This window comes from Pseudomonas sp. LF020 (genome assembly GCF_053456425.1).
Map to the genome: position 1 here is coordinate 171970 of NZ_JBRFIX010000009.1, position 23140 is coordinate 195109.

At 59.7% G+C, this 23140-nt stretch carries 24 protein-coding genes; 13 read left to right on the forward strand and 11 right to left on the reverse strand.

Annotated elements, in window-relative coordinates; genetic code table 11:
• Nucleotides 1-27: 27 nt before the first annotated feature.
• Nucleotides 28-1365, reverse strand: coding sequence for an MFS transporter (locus ACU680_RS21310; protein WP_007963737.1), 1338 nt, complete (start codon nucleotides 1363-1365; stop codon nucleotides 28-30).
• A gap of 111 nt (nucleotides 1366-1476) precedes the next feature.
• Nucleotides 1477-1710, reverse strand: a complete 234-nt coding sequence (locus ACU680_RS21315; protein ID WP_448180445.1) for a hypothetical protein — start codon at nucleotides 1708-1710, stop codon at nucleotides 1477-1479.
• Between ACU680_RS21315 and quiC the strand changes: the two genes are divergently transcribed.
• Nucleotides 1709-3610, forward strand: a complete 1902-nt coding sequence (quiC, locus tag ACU680_RS21320; RefSeq protein ID WP_448180446.1) for a 3-dehydroshikimate dehydratase QuiC — start codon at nucleotides 1709-1711, stop codon at nucleotides 3608-3610. The genes ACU680_RS21315 and quiC overlap by 2 nt on opposite strands.
• A gap of 102 nt (nucleotides 3611-3712) precedes the next feature.
• Nucleotides 3713-4390 carry a TetR/AcrR family transcriptional regulator gene (locus ACU680_RS21325; protein WP_007963740.1) on the forward strand — a complete coding sequence of 226 codons (678 nt, stop codon included), beginning with the start codon at nucleotides 3713-3715 and terminating at the stop codon, nucleotides 4388-4390.
• A 78-nt stretch (nucleotides 4391-4468) separates the two neighbouring features.
• Here ACU680_RS21325 and ACU680_RS21330 read toward each other — a convergent pair whose 3' ends face one another.
• Nucleotides 4469-5323: a shikimate dehydrogenase gene (locus tag ACU680_RS21330; protein WP_448180447.1), complete on the reverse strand. Its 855-nt coding sequence runs from the start codon at nucleotides 5321-5323 to the stop codon at nucleotides 4469-4471.
• Entirely contained in the window at nucleotides 5320-5769 is a 450-nt protein-coding gene (gene aroQ / locus ACU680_RS21335; protein WP_003228440.1) for a type II 3-dehydroquinate dehydratase, read from the reverse strand. Before aroQ ends, ACU680_RS21330 begins: the two co-directional genes overlap by 4 nt.
• A gap of 330 nt (nucleotides 5770-6099) precedes the next feature.
• Between aroQ and ACU680_RS21340 the strand changes: the two genes are divergently transcribed.
• Both ACU680_RS21340 and ACU680_RS21345 read left to right on the forward strand, forming a co-directional pair.
• Nucleotides 6100-6528 carry a DUF4160 domain-containing protein gene (locus ACU680_RS21340; RefSeq protein ID WP_448180448.1) on the forward strand — a complete coding sequence of 143 codons (429 nt, stop codon included), beginning with the start codon at nucleotides 6100-6102 and terminating at the stop codon, nucleotides 6526-6528.
• Nucleotides 6525-6971 carry a DUF2442 domain-containing protein gene (locus tag ACU680_RS21345; RefSeq protein ID WP_448180449.1) on the forward strand — a complete coding sequence of 149 codons (447 nt, stop codon included), beginning with the start codon at nucleotides 6525-6527 and terminating at the stop codon, nucleotides 6969-6971. Before ACU680_RS21340 ends, ACU680_RS21345 begins: the two co-directional genes overlap by 4 nt.
• A 55-nt stretch (nucleotides 6972-7026) precedes the next feature.
• Here the strand turns inward: ACU680_RS21345 and trmA are convergent, their stop codons facing one another.
• Nucleotides 7027-8106, reverse strand: a complete 1080-nt coding sequence (gene trmA / locus ACU680_RS21350; RefSeq protein ID WP_448180450.1) for a tRNA (uridine(54)-C5)-methyltransferase TrmA — start codon at nucleotides 8104-8106, stop codon at nucleotides 7027-7029.
• On the reverse strand, nucleotides 8103-9398 hold the full coding sequence (locus tag ACU680_RS21355) for an NCS2 family permease (RefSeq protein WP_007963748.1): 1296 nt from the start codon (nucleotides 9396-9398) through the stop codon (nucleotides 8103-8105). The genes trmA and ACU680_RS21355 overlap by 4 nt, the downstream gene beginning before the upstream one ends.
• Before the next feature lie 224 nt (nucleotides 9399-9622).
• Here ACU680_RS21355 and ACU680_RS21360 point away from each other — a divergent pair, with 224 nt between their 5' ends.
• Nucleotides 9623-10072, forward strand: coding sequence for a DUF4879 domain-containing protein (locus ACU680_RS21360; RefSeq protein WP_448180451.1), 450 nt, complete (start codon nucleotides 9623-9625; stop codon nucleotides 10070-10072).
• A gap of 67 nt (nucleotides 10073-10139) precedes the next feature.
• Entirely contained in the window at nucleotides 10140-10691 is a 552-nt protein-coding gene (locus tag ACU680_RS21365) for a DJ-1 family glyoxalase III (RefSeq protein WP_448180452.1), read from the forward strand.
• A 5-nt stretch (nucleotides 10692-10696) separates the two neighbouring features.
• Here ACU680_RS21365 and ACU680_RS21370 read toward each other — a convergent pair whose 3' ends face one another.
• The gene (locus tag ACU680_RS21370; RefSeq protein WP_448180453.1) at nucleotides 10697-10978 is read right to left on the reverse strand and encodes a HigA family addiction module antitoxin; all 282 of its coding nucleotides are present in this window, start codon (nucleotides 10976-10978) and stop codon (nucleotides 10697-10699) included.
• A 124-nt stretch (nucleotides 10979-11102) separates the two neighbouring features.
• Nucleotides 11103-12341 (reverse strand): MFS transporter, encoded by a 1239-nt coding sequence (locus ACU680_RS21375; RefSeq protein ID WP_007963751.1) that lies wholly within the window; start codon nucleotides 12339-12341, stop codon nucleotides 11103-11105.
• 547 nt (nucleotides 12342-12888) lie between these two features.
• Here ACU680_RS21375 and ACU680_RS21380 point away from each other — a divergent pair.
• The 3 genes from ACU680_RS21380 (at nucleotide 12889) to ACU680_RS21390 (ending at nucleotide 15638) form a co-directional block, all read left to right on the forward strand.
• Entirely contained in the window at nucleotides 12889-14331 is a 1443-nt protein-coding gene (locus ACU680_RS21380; RefSeq protein WP_448180454.1) for a cytochrome ubiquinol oxidase subunit I, read from the forward strand.
• 3 nt (nucleotides 14332-14334) lie between these two features.
• Nucleotides 14335-15342, forward strand: coding sequence for a cytochrome d ubiquinol oxidase subunit II (gene cydB, locus ACU680_RS21385; RefSeq protein ID WP_448180455.1), 1008 nt, complete (start codon nucleotides 14335-14337; stop codon nucleotides 15340-15342).
• A 128-nt stretch (nucleotides 15343-15470) separates the two neighbouring features.
• Nucleotides 15471-15638 (forward strand): DUF2474 domain-containing protein, encoded by a 168-nt coding sequence (locus ACU680_RS21390; RefSeq protein ID WP_007963754.1) that lies wholly within the window; start codon nucleotides 15471-15473, stop codon nucleotides 15636-15638.
• Nucleotides 15639-15712: 74 nt separating this feature from the next.
• On the opposite strand, the gene ACU680_RS21395 is transcribed toward ACU680_RS21390, so the two are convergent.
• Both ACU680_RS21395 and ACU680_RS21400 read right to left on the reverse strand, forming a co-directional pair.
• Nucleotides 15713-16837, reverse strand: a complete 1125-nt coding sequence (locus ACU680_RS21395; RefSeq protein WP_007963755.1) for a methyltransferase — start codon at nucleotides 16835-16837, stop codon at nucleotides 15713-15715.
• 150 nt (nucleotides 16838-16987) lie between these two features.
• Nucleotides 16988-17716, reverse strand: coding sequence for an autoinducer binding domain-containing protein (locus ACU680_RS21400; protein WP_400762210.1), 729 nt, complete (start codon nucleotides 17714-17716; stop codon nucleotides 16988-16990).
• Between the two features lie 330 nt (nucleotides 17717-18046).
• Between ACU680_RS21400 and ACU680_RS21405 the strand changes: the two genes are divergently transcribed.
• Entirely contained in the window at nucleotides 18047-18823 is a 777-nt protein-coding gene (locus ACU680_RS21405) for a ferredoxin--NADP reductase (RefSeq protein WP_448180456.1), read from the forward strand.
• 41 nt (nucleotides 18824-18864) lie between these two features.
• Here the strand turns inward: ACU680_RS21405 and mscL are convergent, their stop codons facing one another.
• Complete coding sequence (gene mscL, locus ACU680_RS21410; protein WP_007963760.1) at nucleotides 18865-19278, reverse strand: large-conductance mechanosensitive channel protein MscL; 414 nt, start codon at nucleotides 19276-19278, stop codon at nucleotides 18865-18867.
• 286 nt (nucleotides 19279-19564) lie between these two features.
• Between mscL and katB the strand changes: the two genes are divergently transcribed.
• Genes katB through radA form a run of 3 tightly spaced genes read left to right on the forward strand, consistent with a single transcriptional unit; the run spans nucleotide 19565 to nucleotide 23114 of the window.
• Nucleotides 19565-21106 (forward strand): catalase KatB, encoded by a 1542-nt coding sequence (gene katB / locus ACU680_RS21415; RefSeq protein ID WP_448180457.1) that lies wholly within the window; start codon nucleotides 19565-19567, stop codon nucleotides 21104-21106.
• 60 nt (nucleotides 21107-21166) lie between these two features.
• Complete coding sequence (locus ACU680_RS21420; RefSeq protein WP_448180458.1) at nucleotides 21167-21703, forward strand: ankyrin repeat domain-containing protein; 537 nt, start codon at nucleotides 21167-21169, stop codon at nucleotides 21701-21703.
• A gap of 43 nt (nucleotides 21704-21746) precedes the next feature.
• On the forward strand, nucleotides 21747-23114 hold the full coding sequence (radA, locus tag ACU680_RS21425) for a DNA repair protein RadA (RefSeq protein WP_007963764.1): 1368 nt from the start codon (nucleotides 21747-21749) through the stop codon (nucleotides 23112-23114).
• The last annotated feature ends 26 nt before the right edge of the window (nucleotides 23115-23140 follow it).

The window sequence follows — 23140 nt, forward strand, 5'->3', positions numbered from 1 at the left end:
CTCCTACAGGGGGAGGGGGGAGGCCGGTTACTCGGTGACGTCTGGAATCTTGCGCGGGGCCATGAAGTACATCCAGGTCAGCGCCAGGAAGTACATCGCCGGGATCAGTGTGAACAGCACCGTATAGTTGTTATGGGTGACGGTCAGGATGTGGCCGACGATCTGGGTCATGAACATCCCGCCGATCGCGGCGCACATACCGCCGAAACCGAACACCGTGCTCATCATGTGCTTGGGCGTGTAGTCCATCACCAGGCTCCAGATGTTCGCGGTCCAGGCCTGGTGTGCACCGATGGCCAGAGAGATTGCCGCGACGGCGACCCACAGATTGCTCGAACCGGCGGCCATGACCACGCCGATGATGCAGCAGGCGAACAGGAACATCGACAGTAGTCGCGCCTTGATCGAGTTCATGCCGCGACCGATCAGGAACGAAGACAGAATGCCGCCACCGACGCTGCCGAAGTCGGCCGTCACGTAGATGATGATCAGTGGAATACCCATCTGGGTGACGTTGATGCCCAGGTTGTATTGCTGATTGAGAAACGGCGGCAGCCAATACAGGTAGAACCAGAACACCGGCGCGGTCAGCGAATAGGCGAGGGCGAACGCCCAGGTGCCGCGCATGCGCAAGATGCGTGAGAACGGGACGCGGGCCTGTTCCGGTTCGACTTCCTGCTGGATGTAGTCGAGTTCGGATTTTTTCACCCGTGGATGGTCTTCCGGGTTGAAGTATTTCAGGCCCCAGAACAGCAGCCAGATCCCGCCCAGTGCCGACATGCACAGGAACGCGGCCTGCCAGCCCCACACGTGGAGAATCAGTGGAAGCAGCATCGGCGTGAACATCGCACCGACATTGGTCCCGGCGTTGAAGATGCCGGTGGCCACGGCGCGTTCACCGGCGGGGAACCACAGGCGCGTGGTTTTCACGCAGGCCGGGTAGTTGGCTGCTTCGGTCAGGCCGAGAATGAAGCGGCAGACCATGAAGCCGACCGCCGACGTTGCCAGACCGTGAGCGCCGGTGGCCAGGCTCCAGAGCAGCACCGCGCAGAAGAACACGCGCTTGACGCCGATCCGGTCGATCAAGCGTCCCTGCAGGACGAAGCCGATGGCGTAGCCGACCTGGAACCAGAAGTTGATGTTGGCGTAATCCATCGCCGTCCAGCTCATTTCCTTGGCGAGGATCGGCTGCATGACACCGAGGGCGGCGCGGTCGATGTAGTTCAGGGTCGTGGCGAAAAACACCAGCGCCAGCATGCCCCAACGGGTCTTGCCGACGGCCATGGCGCCGCGGATCTTGTCGCCGATGCCACCCGTGGCAGTGCTCATGGCCGGGGCCATGCGGGAAGTCTGTGAAGGAATCATTGTTCCACCCGTTTTTGAATTTGTTATGTGGTGTTGTTTGCACGCACTGCGACCGAAGGTTCATTTCCGGACTCAATGTGGAGTCGATGGTGGGCAGTGGACGAAAAATCGTCAATTCGCCGAAACGCCATAGTGTTCGATAATCGCACGCAAAACTAACCGGCTGGTACACTTTAAATTGCTGCTGAAGACGATGCAGCCAATAATTTCCTCACGATAAAAAACGGGCCTCTGCAGGAGCTGCCGAAGGCTGCGATCTTTGTTTGTGAAGATCAAAAGATCGCAGCCTTCGGCAGCTCCTACAGGGACGCGTGACAAGACGATCTCCATCGGGAGTAGCAACATGCAGCGTTCCATTGCCACCGTTTCCCTGAGCGGCACCCTGCCGGAAAAGCTTGAAGCCATTGCCGCCGCCGGGTTCGACGGGGTCGAGATCTTTGAAAACGATCTTCTGTATTACGACGGCAGCCCGCGGGAAATCCGGCAGATGTGCGCTGACCTGGGGATCGCCATCACCCTGTTCCAGCCGTTCCGCGATTTTGAAGGCTGCCGCCGTGATCGTCTGGCGCGCAATCTGGAACGGGCCGAGCGCAAATTTGACCTGATGCAGGAACTGGGCACCGATCTGGTGCTGGTGTGCAGCAACGCCTCGGCGGACAGCGTCGGCGACCGGCAGATTCTCGTCGATGACCTGCGGCTGCTGGCTGAACGTGCCGGCGCTCGCGGGTTGCGCATCGGCTATGAAGCGCTGGCCTGGGGCCGGCACGTCAATACTTATCAACAGGTCTGGGACATCGTCCGCCAGGCCGATCACCCGGCACTCGGCGTGCTGCTCGACAGCTTTCACACTTTGTCGCTGAAAGGTGATCCAGGCGCGATCGCCGACATTCCCGGCGACAAGATCTTCTTTGTGCAAATGGCCGACGCGCCGATCCTCGCCATGGATGTCCTGGAGTGGAGCCGGCATTTCCGCTGCTTCCCGGGGCAGGGCGAGTTCGATCTGCCGGGGTTCCTCGCGCCGATTATCCAGAGTGGTTACACCGGGCCGTTGTCGCTGGAAGTCTTCAACGATGGCTTCCGCGCCGCGCCGCCACGGGCCAATGCCGCCGATGGTCTGCGGTCGCTGCTGTATCTGGAGGAGAAAACCCGCCAGCGTCTGGAGCAGCAGGTGACGCCGGTGAGTAACCGCGACATCCTTTTCGAAACGCCAAAGGCCAGCGAGTACAACGGCATCGAGTTTCTCGAATTCGCGGTTGACGAAGCACTCGGCGCCAAACTGACGAACTGGCTGGAACGCCTGGGTTTCGTCAAGGCCGGGCAACACCGCTCCAAGAGTGTGAGCCTGTTGCGTCAGGGCGATATCAACCTGATCCTTAACGCCGAACCCTATTCGTTCGGCCACAGTTTCTTCGAGGCCCATGGCCCGTCGCTGTGCGCCACTGCCGTGCGGGTCAAGGATAGCGCCAGCGCCCTGGCCCGCGCCGTTGCCTACAAGGGGCAGCCCTATCGCGGGCTGGTCGGCCCCAACGAACTGGAACTGGCCGCCGTACGCGCGCCGGACGGCAGCCTGATTTATCTGGTGGATGAAGCGGCGGACGTTTATGGCACCGACTTCAATCTGCTGCCGAACGCCCAGGCCCGTGGCGGCCTCAAGCGCATCGATCACATGGCCATGGCGTTGCCGGCCGACAGCCTCGACAGTTGGGTGCTGTTCTACAAGAGCCTGCTGGACTTCGAGGCCGATGATGAAGTGGTACTGCCCGACCCTTACGGCCTGGTGAAGAGCCGCGCGTTGCGCAGCCGCGACAGTTCGATTCGCTTGCCGCTGAATATCTCGGAGAACCGCAATACCGCGATTTCTCACGCGCTGTCGAGTTATCGCGGTTCCGGTGTGCATCACATCGCCTTCGATTGTGAGGACATCTTCGCCGAAGTCAGTCGCGCCAAGGAGGCCGGCGTGCCGCTGCTGGATATCCCGCTGAACTATTACGACGACCTCGCGGCACGCTTCGATTTCGACGACGAATTCCTCAGCGAGCTGGCGTACTACAACGTGCTCTACGACCGCGACGCGCAGGGCGGCGAGCTGTTCCACGTGTACACCGAGCCGTTCGAGGGACGCTTCTTCTTCGAGATCATCCAGCGTAAAAACGGTTATGCCGGTTATGGTGCGGCGAACGTCGCGGTCCGTCTGGCGGCGATGGCCAAATCACGCAGCGGCGCCGTGCGTCAGGCGAAGTTGTAGGAAATTCGTAAACGCGGGATTAAACACGAGCCGCGTGGCTTCCTTCACTGTGCAGCGCGGCCCATAATCGCCAACCTGTGCAGTGATGGCCGTGAGCCCGCAATGACAATGACTTCAGAACTTCCCGCCGCTCCCGTCGAATCCGGCATCGAGCCGCGCAAGAGTCGCAAGAACAACCCGGAAAAAACCCGCGAGAACATCCTGCAGGAGGCGATCGTCGAGTTCGTCCAGCAGGGCTTGTCCGGCGCGCGCGTTGACGCGATCGCCGAGCGTATTCACACCTCCAAACGCATGATCTATTACTACTTCGGCAGTAAGGAGCAGCTGTACGTCGAAGTGCTGGAGAAGCTTTACGGCGACATCCGCAGCACCGAAAACCGCCTGCACCTGGCCGAGTTGCCGCCGGTGGTGGCGATCCGCCGACTGGTGGAATTCACCTTCGATCACCACGACCGCAACGTCGATTTCGTGCGCATCGTGTGTATCGAAAACATCCACAACGCCGAGTTCGTGAAGCGTTCCGATGCGATCAAGGCAATGAACAACACGATCCTCGATTCGCTGGGCGAGATTTTGCGCCGTGGTGCTGAAGAAGGCGTGTTCCGCGCAGGCCTCGACGCGCTGGACGTGCACCTGTTGATCAGCTCGTTCTGCTTCTATCGCGTCTCGAACCGCCATACGTTCGGTGAGATTTTTCAGATCGATCTGCCGGACGAAAGCATCAAACAGCGTCATCGCGAGATGATCTGCGAGTCGGTGTTGCGCTACTTGCAGCCGTGACAAGCAAAAGATCGCAGCCTTCGGCAGCTCCTACACAAGGCCCTGTAGGAGCTGCCGAAGGCTGCGATCTTTTGATCTTTAAACATTCATGCTTTGAAAATGCGCCAGCATGCGCTGCGCATCCGGCACCACGCCGCTGAACAGCTCAAACGCCTTAACTGCCTGAAACACCGCCATGTTGCCGCCGTCCAGCGTGCGGCAACCCAGCGTGCGGGCGTTGCGCAGCAGCTCGGTTTCCAGCGGGAAGTAAACGATCTCCGCGACCCACAGTTCCTTGCGCAGCAACTCCACCGGCACCGGCACCCCCGGCAGTTTGGTCATGCCCATCGGCGTGGTGTTCACCAGGCCATCGGCCTGATTCAACGTGCCCGGCAGATCACGCCCGGCCAGCGCGCGGCCTGAGCCGAAATGCTGGTTGAGGTTGTTCGCCAGACTCTCGGCGCGTTCGCGGTCGACGTCGAAAATGCTCAACTGCTGTACGCCTTCACTCAACAGCGCGTGGGCCACCGCCGCCCCTGCTCCCCCGGCGCCCATCTGGACCACACGTTCACGCGCAGCGTCCTTCAGGCCCCGACGAAAACCTTCGGCAAAACCCAGGCAATCGGTGTTGTGGCCGATGCGCTTGCCATCCTTGAGCACCACCGTGTTGACCGCGCCGATGCCTTGGGCTTCCGGCGACAGCTCATCGAGCAGCGGGATGATCGCCTGTTTGCACGGAAAAGTGATGTTCAGGCCGGTGTAGTTCATCCTTTCGGCGGCCTGCAGCAAGTCGGGCAGGGCGTTGCTGTCCAGATGCAACTGATCGAGGTCGATCAGCCGATACAGGTAACGCAGGCCTTGGGCATCGCCTTCGTGTTCATGCAGGGCTGGCGTGCGCGAGGCCTGAATGCCCGCACCGATCAGTCCGGCGAGTATTACGTTCTTGCGGATCATGCTGCACGTCCTTTCAGCCGTTGACTGAAATGCTCCAACGCCAGGCGATAGCCATGGCTGCCGAAGCCGCACATCACCGCCGTAGCGATGGCAGAAACGAAGGAGTGATGGCGGAACGGCTCACGCGCATGGACGTTGGACAGATGCACTTCGATCACCGGCAACTCACTGGCGACCAGCGCGTCGCGGATTGCCACCGAGGTGTGCGTCCAGGCTGCCGGGTTGATCACGATCCCGGCGCAACGCCCGCGTGCCGCATGAATCCAGTCGAGCAATTCGCCTTCGTGATTGGTCTGGCGAAACTCCACCGTCAGGCCGAATTCTTCGGCGGCACGCCCGCACAGTGCAGAGATATCAGCCAGGGTTTCGTGACCGTAGGTCGCCGGTTCACGGGTGCCGAGCAGGTTCAGGTTCGGGCCGTTGAGCACGAGAACGATAGGGGGCATGGGGGCAAACTCCACTTATTGTTTTTGGCTTGGGCCGAGGGTTTCAGCCTGTGGAGGTAAAATGTACCAGATGGTTACCGTGGTCAATTGAACGGCGTTGCGTCCGACGTTTTATGTTCGGTGATCGCACAAGAGCCACATTGCATTCGGAATTTTCGAATTGCATCGACAGTTTTGCTTACGTTTTTTCTCGAAGATGCAGCGCTTCCTCATCCGTGCCGACGCTAGTCTGAATGTGGTGAAAGGCGTTGAGGTGCAGTGCAGCACCGGCCGTCGGATTTGAAGGGAAAATCGAATCCTGAAACTTATTAACCTAACGGATGGGTTAGCATGAAAGTATGCAACTACAAGGGATTGTCGATAAGCATCATGTTGCGAGATGAGCATTGCCCGCCACATGTTCACGTTAATGCAGGCGCCTGGAATGCCCGATTTCAGTTCAGTTTCTGGCACAACGACATTGACCTGTGGGATGTCGTGCCGCTTTCACGTCGACCGCCGCTGGCGGTGCTGGAAGGATTGTGTCAATCACTGGGGCAACCTGCTCATCTGCGTCGCGCACGAGGGATCTGGTGGTCAGTCTTGCAGACAGTTTGTCTCGACAATCAGGTGTGGGACTGCGAGTCAAACGAAGTTCCCGTGATGAAACCGGTCACCGCTACGACCTACAGGATCAGTTCGGCGCGTTATGAGCCAGAAGCAGACAAGACTGTTCTGACATTGCTCGGCAAACTGGCAGGAGTTGAAATCGATTTATGAAAGTCATCAAGGCAAAGCCGTCCGAACATCGTCCGCTGACGGAAGAAATGCTTGATGCCGCGATAAAACGTGGCGAAGCGCGCCAAGCTAGCAGCTTGCAGGCTGTTTCTGTGACCTTTGAAAGCCCGTCTCTGGTCATTCGTTTTGAAGACGGCAGCGGTGTGTTGCTACCGGTGAGCCAGTATTCGGAGTTCGACGGGTTTGATTCAGACGATTATGCGAACCTGACAGTCGGCTATGCAGGCACTGCGCTTTGCCACGAGGGCAAAGACCTCGACGTTTCCATCTCCGGAATGATTTCGGCGAGCCCGTCACTCATGAGGATGGCGGCTTCGGTGGTTGCGTCGCGCAACGGTCGTCAAAGCAGTGCGGCAAAATCCGAAGCTGCACGAGCAAATGGCAAGAAGGGCGGGCGTCCACGTAAGACCGACACTGCACCGTAAGCAGGAACAAAAAAGCCGTCAATCACGACGGCTTTCTCGTATCAAGCGTTCAAACTCAACGGCGGGTCAGCAACACCCCGGACTCCATGTGATGTGTCCACGGGAACTGATCGAACATCGCGCAGCGGGTGATGCGGTGCGTGTCGTGCAGTTGGGCGATGTTGGCCGCGAGGGTTTCCGGGTTGCACGAGATGTACAGGATATTGTCGAAGCGCCGGGTCAGCTCGCAGGTGTCCGGGTCCATGCCGGCGCGTGGCGGGTCGACGAATACGCTGCCGAACTCGTAGCTTTTCAGGTCGATGCCTTGCAGGCGACGGAACGGGCGCACTTCGTTGAGCGCTTCGGTCAGCTCTTCGGCGGACAGCCGTACCAGCGTGACGTTATCCACAGCGTTTTCGCTGAGGTTGCTCAGTGCGGCGTTGACCGAAGTCTTGCTGATCTCGGTGGCCAGTACGTTGCGCACACGGGTGGCGAGCGGCAGGGTGAAGTTGCCGTTGCCGCAGTACAGCTCCAGCAGATCATCGCTGCGATCGCCCAGCGCTTCGTATGCCCAGTTGAGCATCTTCTGGTTCACCGTGCCGTTGGGCTGGGTGAACGCACCTTCCGGCTGGCGATAGCTGAACGTGCGGCCGCCGACTTCGAGTTTCTCCACCACGTAATCGTGGCCGATGACTTCGCGTTTTCCCTTGGAGCGCCCGATAACGCTGACGTTGAGATCAGCTGCCAGCTTCGACGCGGCCGCATGCCAGTGCTCGTCCAGCGGACGGTGATAGCACAGGGTAATCATCGCATCGCCAGCCAAGGTGGTGAGGAACTCCACCTGGAACAGCTTGTGGCTCAGCGCCGAACTGGCCTGCCATGCCGCCTTGAGCTGCGGCATCAACTGGTTGATGCGCAGGCTGGCAATCGGGAACTCTTCGATCAGGATTGGCGTGCGTTTGTCGTCCTGGGAGAACATCGCGTAGTGCCGCTCGCCGGCCTCGCGCCACAGGCGAAATTCCGCACGCAGGCGGAAGTTCTGCAGCGGCGAGTCGAATACCGTCGGCTCCGGCGCATCGAACGGGGCCAGCAGGTCACGCAAGCGCGTGACCTTTTCTTCGAGCTGTGTGGCGTAGGCCTGGGAATCGAAAGTCATGCGTTGAACCAACCCAGCTTGATCACGAACAGAATCGACAGAATCACCAGCGCCGGGTTCAGCTCACGGGCGCGGCCCGACAGCAGCTTGATCACGGTCCAGGAAATGAAGCCGAACGCGATGCCGTTGGCGATCGAGTAAGTGAACGGCATCGCCAGCGCAGTGACCACCACCGGCGCGGCGACGGTAATGTCTTCCCAGTCTATTTCCGCCAGGCCCGAGGTCATCAGCACGGCGACGAACAGCAGTGCCGGAGCGGTGGCGAAGGCTGGAACGCTGGCCGCCAGTGGCGAGAAGAACAGCGCCAGCAGGAACAGGATCGCCACGACGATGGCCGTCAGACCGGTGCGACCGCCAGCACTCACGCCGGCAGCCGATTCGATGTAGCTGGTGGTGGTCGAAGTGCCCAGCAGCGAACCGGCCATCGCGGCGGTGCTGTCGGCGATCAGTGCACGACCCATTTTCGGCATATGGCCGTCCTTGCCCATCAGGCCGGCACGCTTGGCGACGCCGATCAGGGTGCCGGAGTTGTCGAACAGGTCGACGAACAGGAAGGCGAAGATCACGCTGACCAGACCGATGTCCAGTGCGCCCTTGATGTCCAGTTGCATGAAGGTCGGCGCCAGCGAAGGTGGCATCGAAGTCACGCCGCCGAACGGGGTGAAGCCCATGGCGATGGAAATGATGGTCACTGCCAGAATGCCGATCAGCACCGCGCCGCGCACTTTCAGCGCTTCGAGGGCGACGATCAGGGCGAAACCAAGGGTGGCGAGGATCGGTGCCGGGGCTTTCAGGTCGCCGAGGCCGACCATGGTCGCCGGGTTGCTGACCACGATGCCGGCGTTGTGCAGGGCGATCAGCGCCAGGAACAGGCCGATACCGGCGGCAATCGCCGAGCGCAGTGGCAGCGGGATGCTGTTGATGATCCATTCGCGGATGCGGAAGATCGACAGCAGGAAGAAGCACACCGCCGAGATGAACACCGCGCCCAGCGCCACTTGCCAGGTGTGGCCCATGTGCAGGACCACGGTGTAGGTAAAGAAGGCGTTCAGGCCCATGCCCGGTGCGAGGGCGATCGGGTAGTTGGCGATCAGGCCCATGATGGTCGAGCCGATGGCGGCTGCCAGACAGGTGGCGACGAACACCGCGCCTTTGTCCATGCCGGTCTCGCCGAGAATGCTCGGGTTGACGAACAGAATGTAGGCCATGGCCAGGAAGGTCGTGACGCCCGCAAGAATCTCGGTGCGCACGTTGGTGTTGTGTGCCTTGAGTTGAAACAGCCTTTCCAGCATGTCTGCTCCCCGTGGCGCGCGTGGCGCCGTGAATGTATCGACCTCAACAGCAAAGCACAGACCGTCGCAAGCGCCTGGAAAATTGTGGTGGGCCGGAAAAAGCCGCGCATCATACCAGCCGCGTGAGGAATATGGCGGATGTTGGTGCCGAACGTCGTCGAAGTTTTGCCACAGGGTTATCTGCGCCATACTGCGCGCTGAATTTTTCGGGGAATTGCGACCACATGGGCAAGTGCTGGATGAAGGCTTTCGGGGTAGTGGCAGGGTTGATGGCCGGGTCGACGGCGGCGCTGGCAGCCTCGGCGCCACCGTTGACGGAAGTGAAGGTGATCAAGGTCCAGTCGCCGGCCTGTGGCCTGGAAGACATTGGCGATGGCCAGTCGCAGACCCAATGCAATCACGCCGGGCCGGGCATCAAGGTGTATGTGCTGGAAGTCGGTTACGGCCAGAACCAGCCACACGCCACGCTGGACGGCTTTGAAGTCAACGGCACCCGCGCCCCGGTGTGTGCTTTCGATAACGGTAATCTGACCGAGTGCACGCCCGGCAGCAAAACTGTCGGCTCGCTGTATACCTTCGATCTGGCGGGCAAGCAGGAAGGCACGTTCAGTTTCAGCAACACCTCGATCAACGCGCCACGCAACACCCTGTCGACCCAGCTTTACATCAAGTAACGGCTGTCACCGAACAGGGCAGGGCAAAGCTGACTACGCTTTAAAGATCACTCAGCGGATGGCGCCCATGACCTTTAGTGCCCTGATTACCCTCGCCGAGGGCATCGATGATCTGCAAAGCGTGACCCTGATCGACGTGCTGCGCCGCGCCGACATCGAAGTCGTCGCGGCCAGTATCGAAGGCCGGCGCATGCTGACCTGCGCGCGCGGTACACGCCTGACGGCCGATGGCATGCTGGTGGATGTATTGGCGCAGCATTTTGACCTGATCGTCCTGCCCGGTGGTGCCATCGGATCACAACATCTGGCGGCGCATCAGCCGCTGCAGCAATTACTCAAGGACCAGGCCAGCGCCGGGCGCCTGTTCGCCGCCATCGCCGAGTCGCCGGCCGTCGCCCTGCAAGCCTTTGGCGTATTGCGCCAGCGGCGCATGACCTGCCTGCCGACCACCAGTCATCAACTGTCAGGCTGTACGTTTGTTGACCAACCGGTGGTGGTCGACGGCAACTGCATCACCGCCCAAGGCTCCGGCGCAGCACTGGTGTTTGCCCTGACGCTGGTGGAGCAGCTTGGTGGCAAGGCGTTGCGGGCGAAAGTGGCGGGGGAGATGTTGGTGTGATGGCTTCAGGCGTGGGCAGCGATAAGCGTAATGGCTGGTTGCTCCCGATGCTCTGCTTGCCACAGATCGTAATCGGTTTGAACGCCTAGCCACACGCGCGCCTTGCCAATGCCTGCTCGCTCCAGCCGTACCGCCAGATCCGGGCTGATCGGTGCATGGCCGTGCAATACGCGGGAAAGGTGAGGGCGGGCGAAGCCCAGATGTCTGGCCAATTCACTCACGCTGATGCTTAACTCCGGCAAGACATCCATGAGCAGTGTTTCACCGGGGTGTGGCGGGTTGTGCATGGGAAGCCTGCAGGATTTGATCATGGCGGCGAGTGTAAGGCGATACATTACACTCTGTGCGGTAACTATGTACCGCACCTTTTCAATCAATTTGTGCCTGGCCTGTTGATTTCACTGATGTGACCTAGACCTTCGCCTCTTCCACCGGCACATGCATCCGGTCGCGGTTGGCCAGCGTCGGAAACAGTTTGATCCACGTTCCGGTGACCACCAGTGTGCCGATCCCGCCCATGACCACGGCCGGTACGGTGCCGAACCAGTGGGCGGTGAGGCCGGATTCGAATTCGCCCAGCTGGTTCGAGGCACCGATGAACAGGCCGTTCACCGCGCTGACCCGGCCGCGCATTTCGTCCGGGGTTTCCAGTTGCACGAAGGAGGCGCGGATGACCATGCTGATCATGTCCGCCGCGCCGAGCACCACCAGCACCGCCAGCGAGAACCAGAACGAGGTCGACAGGCCAAAGGCGATGGTTGCCACGCCGAATACGCCGACCGCGGTGAACATCACCCGGCCAACGTTGCGCTCGACGGCAAATCGCGCCAGAAACAGTGACATCCCCAACGCGCCAACCGCTGGCGCCGAGCGCAGCAGGCCCAGGCCCCACGGCCCGGTGAGCAGGATGTCCTTGGCGAACACCGGCAGCAATGCGGTGGCGCCACCGAGCAACACCGCGAACAGATCCAGCGAGATCGCTCCGAGAATGTCCGGCCGACTGCGAATGAAGCGGATACCCGCCAGCAACGAATCCAGCGTGGCTTTGCCCTTGTTCAGCGGCGTTTGTCGCGCGGGCAGGTTGAGCATCAAGGTGCAGGCGATGACGTAGAGCAATACCGTCGGGCCGTAGACCCAGACGCTGCCGAACGCGTAAAGCAAGCCACCGAGGGCTGGAGCGACAATGGTGGCTGACTGTTGAGCCGATTGCGCGGCGGCGACCGCCCGTGGAAACAGGGCGCTGGGCACGATGCTCGGCAGCAGCGCCTGGGTCGTCGGCATTTCAAAGGAGCGCGCCGCACCGAGCAGGAAGGCGAGGATAAAGATCATTTCCCGGGTGACGTGATCGGTCGCACTGCCGATGGCCAGCGCCAGGGCAATCAACGCCTGCAACGACTGACAGATTGCCGCGACCCGGCGCCGGTCATAACGGTCGGCGACATGCCCGGTGTGCAGCATGAACAGCACCCGAGGCGCGAATTCGACCAGCCCGACCAACCCCAGGTCGAGCACGTTGCCGGTCAACTGGTACAGATTCCAGCCGATCGCCACGGTGAGCATCTGAAAACCGCTGGCGGTGAAGATCCGGGCGAACCAGAACGCGAGAAACGGACGATGGTGACGTAACAGCAGCGGCTCTTGGCTGGGCATCTGAAGGCAGGTCTGGCTCAGGAGGGGAACGGCGAGGTTATCACCAGTCTGTAACAGGAAGTTGCTATGACAGAAAATTTAGTTAGCCAGACATCGATCATCCGGATACCCCTCTCTCTGTGGCGAGGGAGCTTGCTCCCGCCGGGTCGCAAAGTGGCCCCACTCCAGCGCAATCCTGCTTTCAGGCAAGCGCTGGAAAACCTTTTTACGACTGCTGCGCAGCCGAGCGGGAGCAAGCTCCCTCGCCACAGAGGGTTTCTCGGCTCTGGGATATCTGTTTCAGAGCGTTGCCCAGGCAATGAGGCAACTTGTCACGCGGCAAACGACCACGCCGTCCTTCGTCGGAAATGGGACTACTCTTTTAACGTTGCTTGATCCAGATCAAGACCCTCGCGGGCCATGGTCTGGTGGCCCGATGGCCAGACTCCCTGCGTTGCGATGGTTATTAAAAAAGAACGAATCAGAATTCGCCGCACTCGATATCCGTGGGGGCAGTAGGCAGGGGCCACAAGCCCCAATGCCGGTATTACCTGACAGAGGAAGCCATATGTTCGGTTTAGAGGCACTCGATCTCGCCCGAATTCAGTTCGCGTTCACCATCTCTTTCCACATCCTGTTCCCGGCCATCACCATTGGCCTGGCGAGCTACCTGGCGGTGCTCGAAGGGCTGTGGTTGAAAACCCATAACGACACCTACCGAGACCTCTACCACTTCTGGTCGAAGATCTTTGCCGTCAACTTCGGCATGGGTGTGGTCTCCGGTCTGGTCATGGCCTACCAGTTCGGTACCAACTGGAGTCGTTTCTCGGACTTCGCCGGCTCCGTCACCGGACCATTGTTGACCTACGAGGTGCTCACGGCATTCTTCCTCGAAGCCGGTTTCCTCGGGGTGATGCTGTTCGGCTGGAACAAGGTCGGACGCAAACTGCACTTCTTCTCCACAGTGATGGTAGCGATCGGCACGCTGATCTCGACATTCTGGATTCTCGCTTCCAACAGCTGGATGCAGACCCCGCAAGGCTTCGAGATCGTCAACGGTCAAGTGATCCCGACCGACTGGCTGGCCATCGTCTTCAACCCGTCGTTCCCCTATCGCCTGATGCACATGGCCACTGCTGCGTTCGTCGCCACGGCGTTCTTCGTTGGCTCGTCGGCGGCCTGGCACCTGCTGCGCGGCAAGGACAACCCGGCGATCCGCACCATGCTGTCGATGGCGATGTGGATGGCGCTAATCGTCGCGCCGATCCAGGCGGTTATCGGTGACTTCCACGGCCTCAATACCCTTGAGCATCAGCCGGCGAAAATCGCCGCGATCGAAGGTCACTGGGAAAACAAAGGCAACGAAGCGACCCCGTTGATTCTGTTCGGCTGGCCGGACATGAAGGAAGAGAAAACCAAGTTCGCCGTGGAAATCCCCTACCTCGGCAGCCTGATCCTGACCCACTCGCTGGACAAGCAGGTGCCGGCACTCAAGGAGTTCCCGCCTGAAGACCGGCCGAATTCGACCATCGTGTTCTGGTCGTTCCGAGTCATGGTCGGCCTTGGTTTCCTGATGATCTTCACCGGTCTGTGGAGTCTGTGGTTGCGCAAGCGTGACGCGCTCTACACCTCGCGGCCGTTCCTGTATCTGGCGCTGTGGATGGGGCCGTCCGGCCTGGTCGCGATCCTCGCCGGCTGGTTCACCACTGAAATCGGTCGTCAGCCGTGGGTGGTCTACGGGCTGATGCGCACGGCGGATGCTTCGTCCAACCACAGCTTCATGCAGATGAGCATCACCCTGATCATGTTTGTCGTGGTGTATTTCGCGCTGTTCGGTGCGGGGCTCGGCTACATGATGCGTCTGGTGCGCAAAGGACCGAAAACCGACGAAGGCAAGGAAACCAACGACGGTGGTCCTGGCCAGAAACGCACACCGGCTCGGCCGTTGTCCGCCGCCGATGACGAGGGCACTGACGCTGGTTCGCATCGCAGCCTGGAAAAGGAGATTTGACTCATGGGTATTGATCTTCCGCTGATCTGGGCCGTGATCATCATCTTCGGCATCATGATGTACGTGGTCATGGACGGCTTTGACCTGGGGATCGGGATTCTCTTCCCGTTCATCCCGGGCAAGACCGACCGTGACGTGATGATGAACACCGTCGCCCCGGTGTGGGACGGCAATGAAACCTGGCTGGTACTGGGCGGCGCGGCGTTGTTCGGCGCGTTCCCGCTGGCCTATTCGGTAGTGCTGTCGGCGCTGTACCTGCCGCTGATCTTCATGCTGATCGGCCTGATTTTCCGCGGTGTGGCGTTTGAGTTCCGCTTCAAGGCCAAGGACGACAAACGCCACCTGTGGGACAAGGCGTTCATCGGTGGTTCGGTGGCGGCGACGTTCTTCCAGGGCGTGGCGCTCGGTGCCTTCATCGACGGCTTGCCGGTGGTCAATCGGCAATACGCTGGCGGTTCACTGGACTGGCTGACACCGTTCACTCTGTTCTGCGGCGCCGCGCTGGTGGTGGCCTATGCCTTGCTCGGCTGCACCTGGCTGATCATGAAGACCGAAGGCAAGTTGCAGGAGCAGATGCACAACCTCGCGCGACCGCTGGCGTTCGTGCTGCTGGCGGTGATCGGCATCGTCAGTCTGTGGACACCGCTGGCTCACCCGGAAATCGCCACACGCTGGTTCAGCATGCCGAACCTGTTCTGGTTCATGCCGGTACCGATTCTGGTGCTGCTAACGCTGTACGGCTTGATTCGCGCGGTGGCGCGCAACGCCAACTACATGCCGTTCCTGCTGACCCTGGTGCTGATTTTCCTCGGCTACAGCGGTCTGGGCATCAGCCTGTGGCCGAACATCGTGCCGCCGTCGATCTCGATCTGGGACGCCGCCGCACCGCCGCAGAGCCAGGGCTTCATGCTGGTCGGCACACTGTTCATCATCCCGTTCATCCTGGGTTACACCTTCTGGAGCTACTACGTGTTCCGCGGCAAGGTCACCCATGAAGACGGTTACCACTAGAACCGTGTGAAATCTGTGTAGGCGCTGCGGCAGGCTGCGATCTTTTGATTTGAAAATCAGGATCAAAGGATCGCAGCCTCGTTTCACTTGACAGCTCCTACAGCGCGCTTTAACGGAGGAACGCTGCAATGAACGGCAAACATTCCCTGCACGAGATTGAAGAAGCCGAAAAAAAGCCGCTGTGGCAGCGGCTCGGCTGGTTGGCCCTGATCTGGATCGGTAGCGTCGGCGCGCTGTTCATTGCCGCCAGCCTGATGCGCCTGTTCATGAACGCGGCCGGTTTGACCACGCACTGATACATCCTGTCCCGTGGCCCTTGGGCACGGTTTACAACCCTCTGTACCGCGGAGGGTTTTTTTTGCCTGATGTTTTACTTGCGGGCCTTGAGAATCACGAATTTCGGCGTGGCCGCCACTTGCTCGACGCCACGGAACAGCCGCGCCAGTTTGCTGTGATAACCCAGATGACGGTTGCCGACAATGTACAGCGCACCGCCCACCACCAGCGCTTCACGGGCCTGCTGAAACATGCGCCAGGCGAGGAAGTCACCAACCACCTGCTGCTGATGGAACGGCGGATTGCACAGCACCACGTCCAGCGATTGCGGCTCTTGACCGGCCAGGCCATCGCCGGCACGCACGATCACTTCGCGCTCGCCCAGCGCGGCACGCCAGTTCTCGGCGGCCGATTGCACGGCCATGAACGATTCGTCGACCAGCGTGTAATGCGCCTCAGGGTTGTGCAGGGCGCTGGCGATGGCCAGTACGCCGTTACCGCAGCCGAGGTCGGCGACGCGGGCGCTGCCGAGGTTTTTTGGCAGGTGTGGGAGAAAGGCTCGGGTGCCGATGTCCAGACCTTCACGGCAGAACACGTTGGCGTGGTTGAGCAATTCGATGGCCGGCTCGTCGAGCTGGTAGCGCGAAGGATAGGGCGAGGTCGCCGGGGCTTTGGCCTCGGGCGTGGCGATCAGCAGGCGCGCCTTTTTCACCGCCAGTGAGGCCTGTACCGGACCGATGTAACGCTCCAGCAGATCACCGGCAGCACGCGGCAAATGCTTGACCATGGCCGCTGCCACCACTTCGGCGCCAGGTGCCAGTTGCCCTTGCAGGCGAATCAGTTGTTCTTCCAGCAATGCCAGCGTCTTGGGGACGCGGATCAGCACTCGGTCGAACGGTCCGACCAACGGCTCACTGGCCGCAATCCCGCGCACCGCATCAAATGCCAGGCCGTTGCGTACCAGGTTCTTTTCCAGCCCCTGGAATGCGAGAAACGAGTCGCCACTGCTGCTGACCTGTACCTTGCCCGCCAGACTTGCCGCCAACGCTCCGAAGCTGTCATTGAGTACCAATACCCGGGTGTCTGCCGTCGGTTGTTGCGTGGCCAGATGATTGAGCAGGTATTCGTCAGCCGCGTCGAACGCTTGCAGCGGTTCGTTCTGCTGTTCTGGCTGGCGGATCAGGTCGAGTTGGGCGAAGGGCGTATCGAGCAAGGGCATGGTACGGGAACTCTGGTTAATCAACGGGTGGCCCGCAGCCCAGGGTGTCGCGCAGCGGAACCGTCCGAGTGAAATACAACGTCAAGGTTCACGTCATCACTCAGGAAGGTCGCAAATGGTACGTTTTTTTCTGTTGAATTACTCGTGGCTTTAGGCGATCGGGGCATCGAGAAGGCCACAGCGGCTGGCAGCGATGACCGCCGAAATCTTGTTACAGACGTTCAGTTTGATAATCACGTTTTGCACGTGGTAATTCACGGTCCGTTCGCTCAGGCAGAGGATTCTGGCGATTTCATAGGCCGTTTTGCCGAGCGCCGAGAGCTTCAACACTTCCAGTTCACGTGGTGAGAGGTGCGGGTGCTGCGGCTTTTTCGGTGCTCTGGGCAAGGTTCTGGCGAACAGATCGCTCAGATGGCTGGTTGCGTAAAACATGTAGCCAAAATGCTCGTACAACTCCAGCGGGCTCAGTGGGCCATTTTTTCTGACAAGGCTGAGCGTGCTGCACAGGCCGCTGGCTTCATGGTGAAACGACTGCGACCAGCCGTGGCGCAACCCATGTTTCTGTTGGGCACCCCATAGCGGCAGGGTCTGCGAGAACACGTCCTCGGTCCAGACAATCGGCAGCATCGAGTGATTGCAGTGTGCTATTACCGGATCGATTTTGCTGTAGCACTGTTTTTCATAAAGTTGATTCCACTCCATCGGATAGTTATTGATTTGCAAGGCTTTGAAGTCAGCGTTCCGATTCATTGATGTTAATGAGATAGCACAAAAATTGAACCCAATATTTTGAGCGAATCGCAGCAGGATCGGATAAGCGGTCTCTATTTCTCTTGCGAAAGTCAGTTGCTTTAATTGCGACTCCTTCCACATTTCCATCACAAACTCTCCATGAGTTGTTTTCGGGGGTGCTTGCTTGGATCCAATCGGATCCTGCACGCAACGGAGTGTAGGACATGTCCTACAAGAGGCGTTGAATTTTTTTGCTCTTATAGGGGGGTGTTAGTTGCTGGAAAAGTTATGACTCATCAATAACTCATTGTATGTAGCCTGTCATTCAATGTGCTTGTGGATAGTGTTGTATTAACTGTATATGGGTCTACTTCTCATTGAGCTGGGCTCCGTGAATAGGAAGTCATTACAAAATCAGTGGTGTTTTATGCTCTGGGTTTGCGCGAGACTGTAAGGGACTTTTCAGTGGAGTGCCCCATGACTGTCAGCGCAGAGAAGTTTACCGCCCAGACCCTGCTCGACGTGCAGCCCTTGACCCCCAGCCTGTTTACCCTGCGTACCACACGCGATGCGGGTTTCAGGTTTCGCGCAGGACAATTCGCCCGCCTGGGGGTGACCAAGGCTGATGGCAGTACGGTGTGGCGTGCCTACTCGATGGTCTCTTCGCCTCATGACGAGTTTCTCGAGTTCTTCTCCATCGTGGTGCCGGGTGGCGAATTCACCGGTGAACTGAGCCGGCTGCAGGTCGGCGATACCCTGCTGGTGGAGCGCCAGGCGTTTGGTTACCTGACGCTGGATCGGTTTGTCGACGGTCGGGACCTGTGGCTGTTATCCACCGGGACCGGGGTTGCGCCGTTTCTGTCGATTCTGCAGGACTTCGAAGTGTGGGAGCGATTCGAGCGGATCATTCTGGTGTACAGCGTGCGTGAGGCCGGAGAGCTGGCCTACCAGTCATTGATTGCTGAGCTGTCCAGGCGTGATTACCTGGCAGAACATGCCCATAAGCTGCGGTTTATCCCCACGGTTACCCGCGAACAATTGCCGGGCGCCTTGCACGGTCGCATCACCACGCTGATTGAAAACGGCGAGCTGGAGCTTGAAGCCGGCGTTGAACTGACCCCCGAGCACTCGCGCGTCATGCTGTGCGGCAATCCGCAGATGATCGATGACACCCGGGCACTGCTGAAACAACGCCACATGAGCCTGAGCCTGACGCGGCGACCGGGGCAGGTGGCGGTGGAAAACTACTGGTAAAAAGACGGCGCCATCAGGCGCCGTTTTTATTCATAAAGCAGTCAAGGCCGGTTGTTCTGGGCTTTGAGCAGATCGCGGATCTCACCAAGCAACTCTTCTTCCTTGGTCGGAACCGGTGGCAGGGAAGGGGCTACGGCTTCTTCGCGTTTCAGACGGTTGATGGCTTTGACACCCATGAAAATCGCGAAGGCGACGATCACGAAGTCCAGAATGCTCTGGATGAATTTACCGTAAGCCAATACCACGGCAGGGGCGTTGCCCTCGGCGGCTTTTAGCGTAATGGCCAGATCACTGAAGTCCACCCCTCCGATCAGCAGGCCGATTGGCGGCATGATCACGTCGCCGACAAACGACGAAACGATTTTGCCGAAGGCGGCACCGATGATGATACCGACGGCCATGTCGACCACATTGCCTTTGACCGCGAAGGCCTTGAACTCACTTAGCACGCCCATAGGTTATTTCCTTGTTACAGATGAGTTTGGTGTACGCAGTGTAAATCAGCAAAACGCGTCCTGCGCGAAACACCTTCTTACAATGCCCGTTTTTATCGACACATGAATCGACGATTAGTTTGCAAAGTGCCACTAATCGCGCGCGAAATACGCCGTAAATCGCTGATCGCAAAGCCATTTTTTTCAATCGTCGGGTTGTGAACTTTCTATTTATGTTCACCGGCGTAGCCCTCTAGCCTCTGGTTGGCGCACCTGGATGCGCCCAAAAAAACCAGAGGAACCTGATATGAATTCCACTCTTGGACTGGGGGCTTTTCCCCATCGCCGTACGCTCGGCGTGCTTACCGCCAGCTTGCTGACCTTCTCCGTGCACGCCGCGCCCCTGACCCGGGATAACGGCGCGGCGGTCGGCGATAATCAGAATTCGCAGACCGCCGGCGCCACCGGCCCGGTGCTGCTGCAGGATGTGCAATTGATCCAGAAGCTCCAGCGTTTCGACCGTGAGCGCATTCCCGAGCGTGTGGTGCATGCCCGGGGTACCGGTGCCCATGGCTCCTTCACGGTGACTAACGACCTCAGCGACCTGAGCAAGGCCAAGGTATTTGCCGCCGGCCAGGTCACCCCGGTGTTCGTGCGCTTCTCCGCGGTGGTTCACGGCAACCACTCCCCGGAAACCCTGCGCGATCCACGGGGTTTTGCCACCAAGTTCTACACCGCCGATGGCAACTGGGACCTGGTCGGCAACAACTTCCCGACCTTTTTCATCCGCGATGCGATCAAGTTTCCAGACATGGTCCACGCCTTCAAGCCCGATCCACGTACCAACCTGGACGATGACTCGCGTCGTTTCGACTTCTTCTCCCACGTGCCGGAAGCCACTCGCACGCTGACTGAGCTGTATTCCAATTCGGGTACTCCAGCCAGTTATCGGGAGATGGACGGTAATGGCGTGCATGCCTACAAGTTGGTTAACGCCAAAGGCGAAGTGCACTATGTGAAGTTCCACTGGAAAAGTTTGCAGGGCATCAAAAACCTGACACCTGAACAAGTCGAGAAAGTTCAGGGCAAGGATTACAGTCATATGACTAATGATCTGGTCAGCCATATCAACAATGGTGATTTCCCGAAATGGGACTTGTACATCCAGGTGCTGAATCCGCAAGATTTGTCCAAGTTTGATTTCGATCCATTGGACGCTACCAAGATCTGGCCGAATGTTCCTGAGCGAAAAGTTGGACAAATGGTGTTGAACCGTAATCCAGCCAACGTGTTCCAGGAAACCGAACAAGTGGCGATGGCTCCGGCCAATGTTGTGCCGGGTATCGAACCTTCAGAAGATCGTCTGTTGCAAGGCCGAGTGTTTTCTTATGCCGATACGCAAATGTATCGTCTGGGAGCCAATGCCCTGCAGTTGCCGATCAACGCGCCAAAAGTTGCCGTCAACAATGGCAATCAGGACGGTGCGATGAACTTCGCAGCCACGCAGTCTGGCGTGAACTATCAGCCAAGCCGCCTGCAACCGCGTGAAGAGCCGCAAAGCGCGCGTTACAGCCAACTGGCACTGTCGGGCAGCACCCAGCAGGCGAAGATTCAGCGTGAGCAGAACTTCAAACAGGCCGGTGATCTGTATCGCTCGTTCAGCCAGCAGGAACGTCAGGACCTGATCGCCAGTTTCGGCGGCTCGCTGGCGACCACCGATGACGAGAGCAAGCACATCATTCTGTCCTTCCTTTATAAGGCCGATCCGGAATACGGCACTGGCGTAACCAAAGTGGCCAAGGGTGACCTTGGCCGGGTCAAGGCGCTGGCAGCGAAACTGGTCGACTGATCTCGATGCCCTGCCACGCGGGGCCTGACTCAGGCCCCGTTCTGCTCAAGGAGAAGGCTGATGCGATTTTGTCTGTTATTGCTGCTCGGTTTCCTGTCATTTACAGCGCTGGCCGAACAGAACCCCGAGGCGATCAAGGCGCAGTTGCAGGATTACTATTTCGATGCCGCACGACGTGGCGATGTGCCGATGCTCGAGACCTTTATCGAGTCCGGTTATTCCCTCGATACCCGCGACAGCAAGGGCTACACCGCTTTGATTCTGGCGGCGTATCACGGCCAGGGCGCGGCAGTTGACCGGTTACTGGCGGCGGGCGCTGATGCCTGCGCGCAGGACCAGCGTGGTAACACGGCGTTGATGGGCGCGATTTTCAAAGGCGAGATTCAGATCGCCCGACGGTTGATGGCCACCGATTGCAGCCCCGATCAGCGCAACGGCGCAGGCCAGACTGCGGCGATGTACGCCGGGTTGTTCAAGCGTGTCGAACTGCTCGATGCGCTCAAGGCCAAGGGCGCCGACCTCAATGCCGAGGATCCGCTGGGCAACAGCGCCGCGCGTCTGGCCAACGGCGAAATCCGCACCGCCGCGCCGCGCTGAGCGGTGGCTGCGTTATCATCGCGGTTTTTGCCGGGGGATCCAGATGGCCAAGGCCAAGCGCATGTACGGCTGCACCGAGTGCGGCGCAACCTTTCCCAAGTGGGCGGGCCAGTGCGGCGAGTGTGGCGCCTGGAACACCCTGACCGAAACCATGATCGAAAGCGGCGGGGCCACGGCGCCCACCGGACGTACCGGCTGGGCCGGGCAGCAGGCGCAGATCAAGACCCTGGCCGAAGTCAGCATCGAAGAGATTCCGCGTTTCTCTACCGCGTCCGGTGAACTGGACCGGGTATTGGGTGGTGGTCTGGTCGACGGCTCGGTGGTGCTGATCGGTGGCGACCCGGGCATCGGCAAGTCGACGATTCTGTTGCAGACCCTGTGCAACCTCGCCAAGAGCATGCCGGCGCTGTACGTCACCGGCGAAGAATCCCAGCAACAAGTGGCGATGCGCGCCCGGCGCCTGGGTCTGCCCCAGGATCAACTGCGGGTGATGACCGAAACCTGCATCGAAACCATCATCGCCACCGCCCGTCAGGAAAAACCCAAGGTGATGGTGATCGACTCGATCCAGACCATTTTCACCGAACAGCTGCAATCAGCGCCGGGTGGCGTCTCGCAGGTACGTGAGAGTGCGGCGCTGCTGGTGCGTTATGCCAAGCAGAGCGGCACGGCGATTTTCCTCGTCGGTCACGTCACCAAGGAAGGCGCGCTCGCCGGCCCCAGGGTGCTGGAGCACATGGTCGATACCGTGCTCTATTTTGAAGGCGAGTCCGATGGGCGTCTGCGCTTGCTGCGGGCGGTGAAGAACCGTTTCGGTGCGGTCAATGAACTGGGCGTGTTCGGCATGACCGACAAGGGCCTGAAAGAAGTCTCCAACCCTTCGGCGATTTTTCTCACCCGTGCCCAGGAAGAAGTCCCGGGCAGTGTGGTGATGGCGACGTGGGAAGGCACCCGGCCGATGCTGGTGGAAGTGCAGGCGCTGGTGGATGACAGCCATCTGGCCAATCCGCGCCGGGTTACGCTGGGCTTGGATCAGAATCGTCTGGCGATGTTGCTGGCGGTGCTGCACCGCCACGGCGGCATTCCGACCCACGATCAGGATGTGTTCCTCAACGTGGTCGGCGGGGTGAAAGTGCTGGAAACGGCTTCTGACCTGGCGCTGATGGCGGCGGTGATGTCGAGCCTGCGCAACCGGCCGTTGCCGCATGATCTGCTGGTGTTCGGCGAAGTCGGTTTGTCCGGCGAGGTGCGCCCGGTGCCGAGTGGGCAGGAGCGTCTGAAGGAAGCGGCCAAGCATGGCTTCAAACGCGCGATCGTGCCCAAGGGTAATGCGCCGAAAGAGGCGCCGCCGGGGTTGCAGATCATAGCTGTGACGCGGCTGGAACAAGCGCTCGACGCACTCTTCGAGTGACTGCTTACGCTCTCTCCAGCCGCAAA

Excerpts from the sequence above, each read along its gene's own strand:
- ACU680_RS21310 (WP_007963737.1), bottom strand. The coding sequence starts at position 1,365 with ATGATTCCTTCACAGACTTCCCGCATGGCCCCGGCCATGAGCACTGCC.
- quiC (WP_448180446.1), top strand. The coding sequence starts at position 1,709 with ATGCAGCGTTCCATTGCCACCGTTTCCCTGAGCGGCACCCTGCCGGAA.
- ACU680_RS21315 (WP_448180445.1), bottom strand. The coding sequence starts at position 1,710 with ATGTTGCTACTCCCGATGGAGATCGTCTTGTCACGCGTCCCTGTAGGA.
- ACU680_RS21325 (WP_007963740.1), top strand. The coding sequence starts at position 3,713 with ATGACAATGACTTCAGAACTTCCCGCCGCTCCCGTCGAATCCGGCATC.
- ACU680_RS21330 (WP_448180447.1), bottom strand. The coding sequence starts at position 5,323 with ATGATCCGCAAGAACGTAATACTCGCCGGACTGATCGGTGCGGGCATT.
- aroQ (WP_003228440.1), bottom strand. The coding sequence starts at position 5,769 with ATGCCCCCTATCGTTCTCGTGCTCAACGGCCCGAACCTGAACCTGCTC.
- ACU680_RS21340 (WP_448180448.1), top strand. The coding sequence starts at position 6,100 with ATGAAAGTATGCAACTACAAGGGATTGTCGATAAGCATCATGTTGCGA.
- ACU680_RS21345 (WP_448180449.1), top strand. The coding sequence starts at position 6,525 with ATGAAAGTCATCAAGGCAAAGCCGTCCGAACATCGTCCGCTGACGGAA.
- trmA (WP_448180450.1), bottom strand. The coding sequence starts at position 8,106 with ATGACTTTCGATTCCCAGGCCTACGCCACACAGCTCGAAGAAAAGGTC.
- ACU680_RS21355 (WP_007963748.1), bottom strand. The coding sequence starts at position 9,398 with ATGCTGGAAAGGCTGTTTCAACTCAAGGCACACAACACCAACGTGCGC.
- ACU680_RS21360 (WP_448180451.1), top strand. The coding sequence starts at position 9,623 with ATGGGCAAGTGCTGGATGAAGGCTTTCGGGGTAGTGGCAGGGTTGATG.
- ACU680_RS21365 (WP_448180452.1), top strand. The coding sequence starts at position 10,140 with ATGACCTTTAGTGCCCTGATTACCCTCGCCGAGGGCATCGATGATCTG.
- ACU680_RS21370 (WP_448180453.1), bottom strand. The coding sequence starts at position 10,978 with ATGCACAACCCGCCACACCCCGGTGAAACACTGCTCATGGATGTCTTG.
- ACU680_RS21375 (WP_007963751.1), bottom strand. The coding sequence starts at position 12,341 with ATGCCCAGCCAAGAGCCGCTGCTGTTACGTCACCATCGTCCGTTTCTC.
- ACU680_RS21380 (WP_448180454.1), top strand. The coding sequence starts at position 12,889 with ATGTTCGGTTTAGAGGCACTCGATCTCGCCCGAATTCAGTTCGCGTTC.
- cydB (WP_448180455.1), top strand. The coding sequence starts at position 14,335 with ATGGGTATTGATCTTCCGCTGATCTGGGCCGTGATCATCATCTTCGGC.
- ACU680_RS21390 (WP_007963754.1), top strand. The coding sequence starts at position 15,471 with ATGAACGGCAAACATTCCCTGCACGAGATTGAAGAAGCCGAAAAAAAG.
- ACU680_RS21395 (WP_007963755.1), bottom strand. The coding sequence starts at position 16,837 with ATGCCCTTGCTCGATACGCCCTTCGCCCAACTCGACCTGATCCGCCAG.
- ACU680_RS21400 (WP_400762210.1), bottom strand. The coding sequence starts at position 17,716 with ATGGAAATGTGGAAGGAGTCGCAATTAAAGCAACTGACTTTCGCAAGA.
- ACU680_RS21405 (WP_448180456.1), top strand. The coding sequence starts at position 18,047 with ATGACTGTCAGCGCAGAGAAGTTTACCGCCCAGACCCTGCTCGACGTG.
- mscL (WP_007963760.1), bottom strand. The coding sequence starts at position 19,278 with ATGGGCGTGCTAAGTGAGTTCAAGGCCTTCGCGGTCAAAGGCAATGTG.
- katB (WP_448180457.1), top strand. The coding sequence starts at position 19,565 with ATGAATTCCACTCTTGGACTGGGGGCTTTTCCCCATCGCCGTACGCTC.
- ACU680_RS21420 (WP_448180458.1), top strand. The coding sequence starts at position 21,167 with ATGCGATTTTGTCTGTTATTGCTGCTCGGTTTCCTGTCATTTACAGCG.
- radA (WP_007963764.1), top strand. The coding sequence starts at position 21,747 with ATGGCCAAGGCCAAGCGCATGTACGGCTGCACCGAGTGCGGCGCAACC.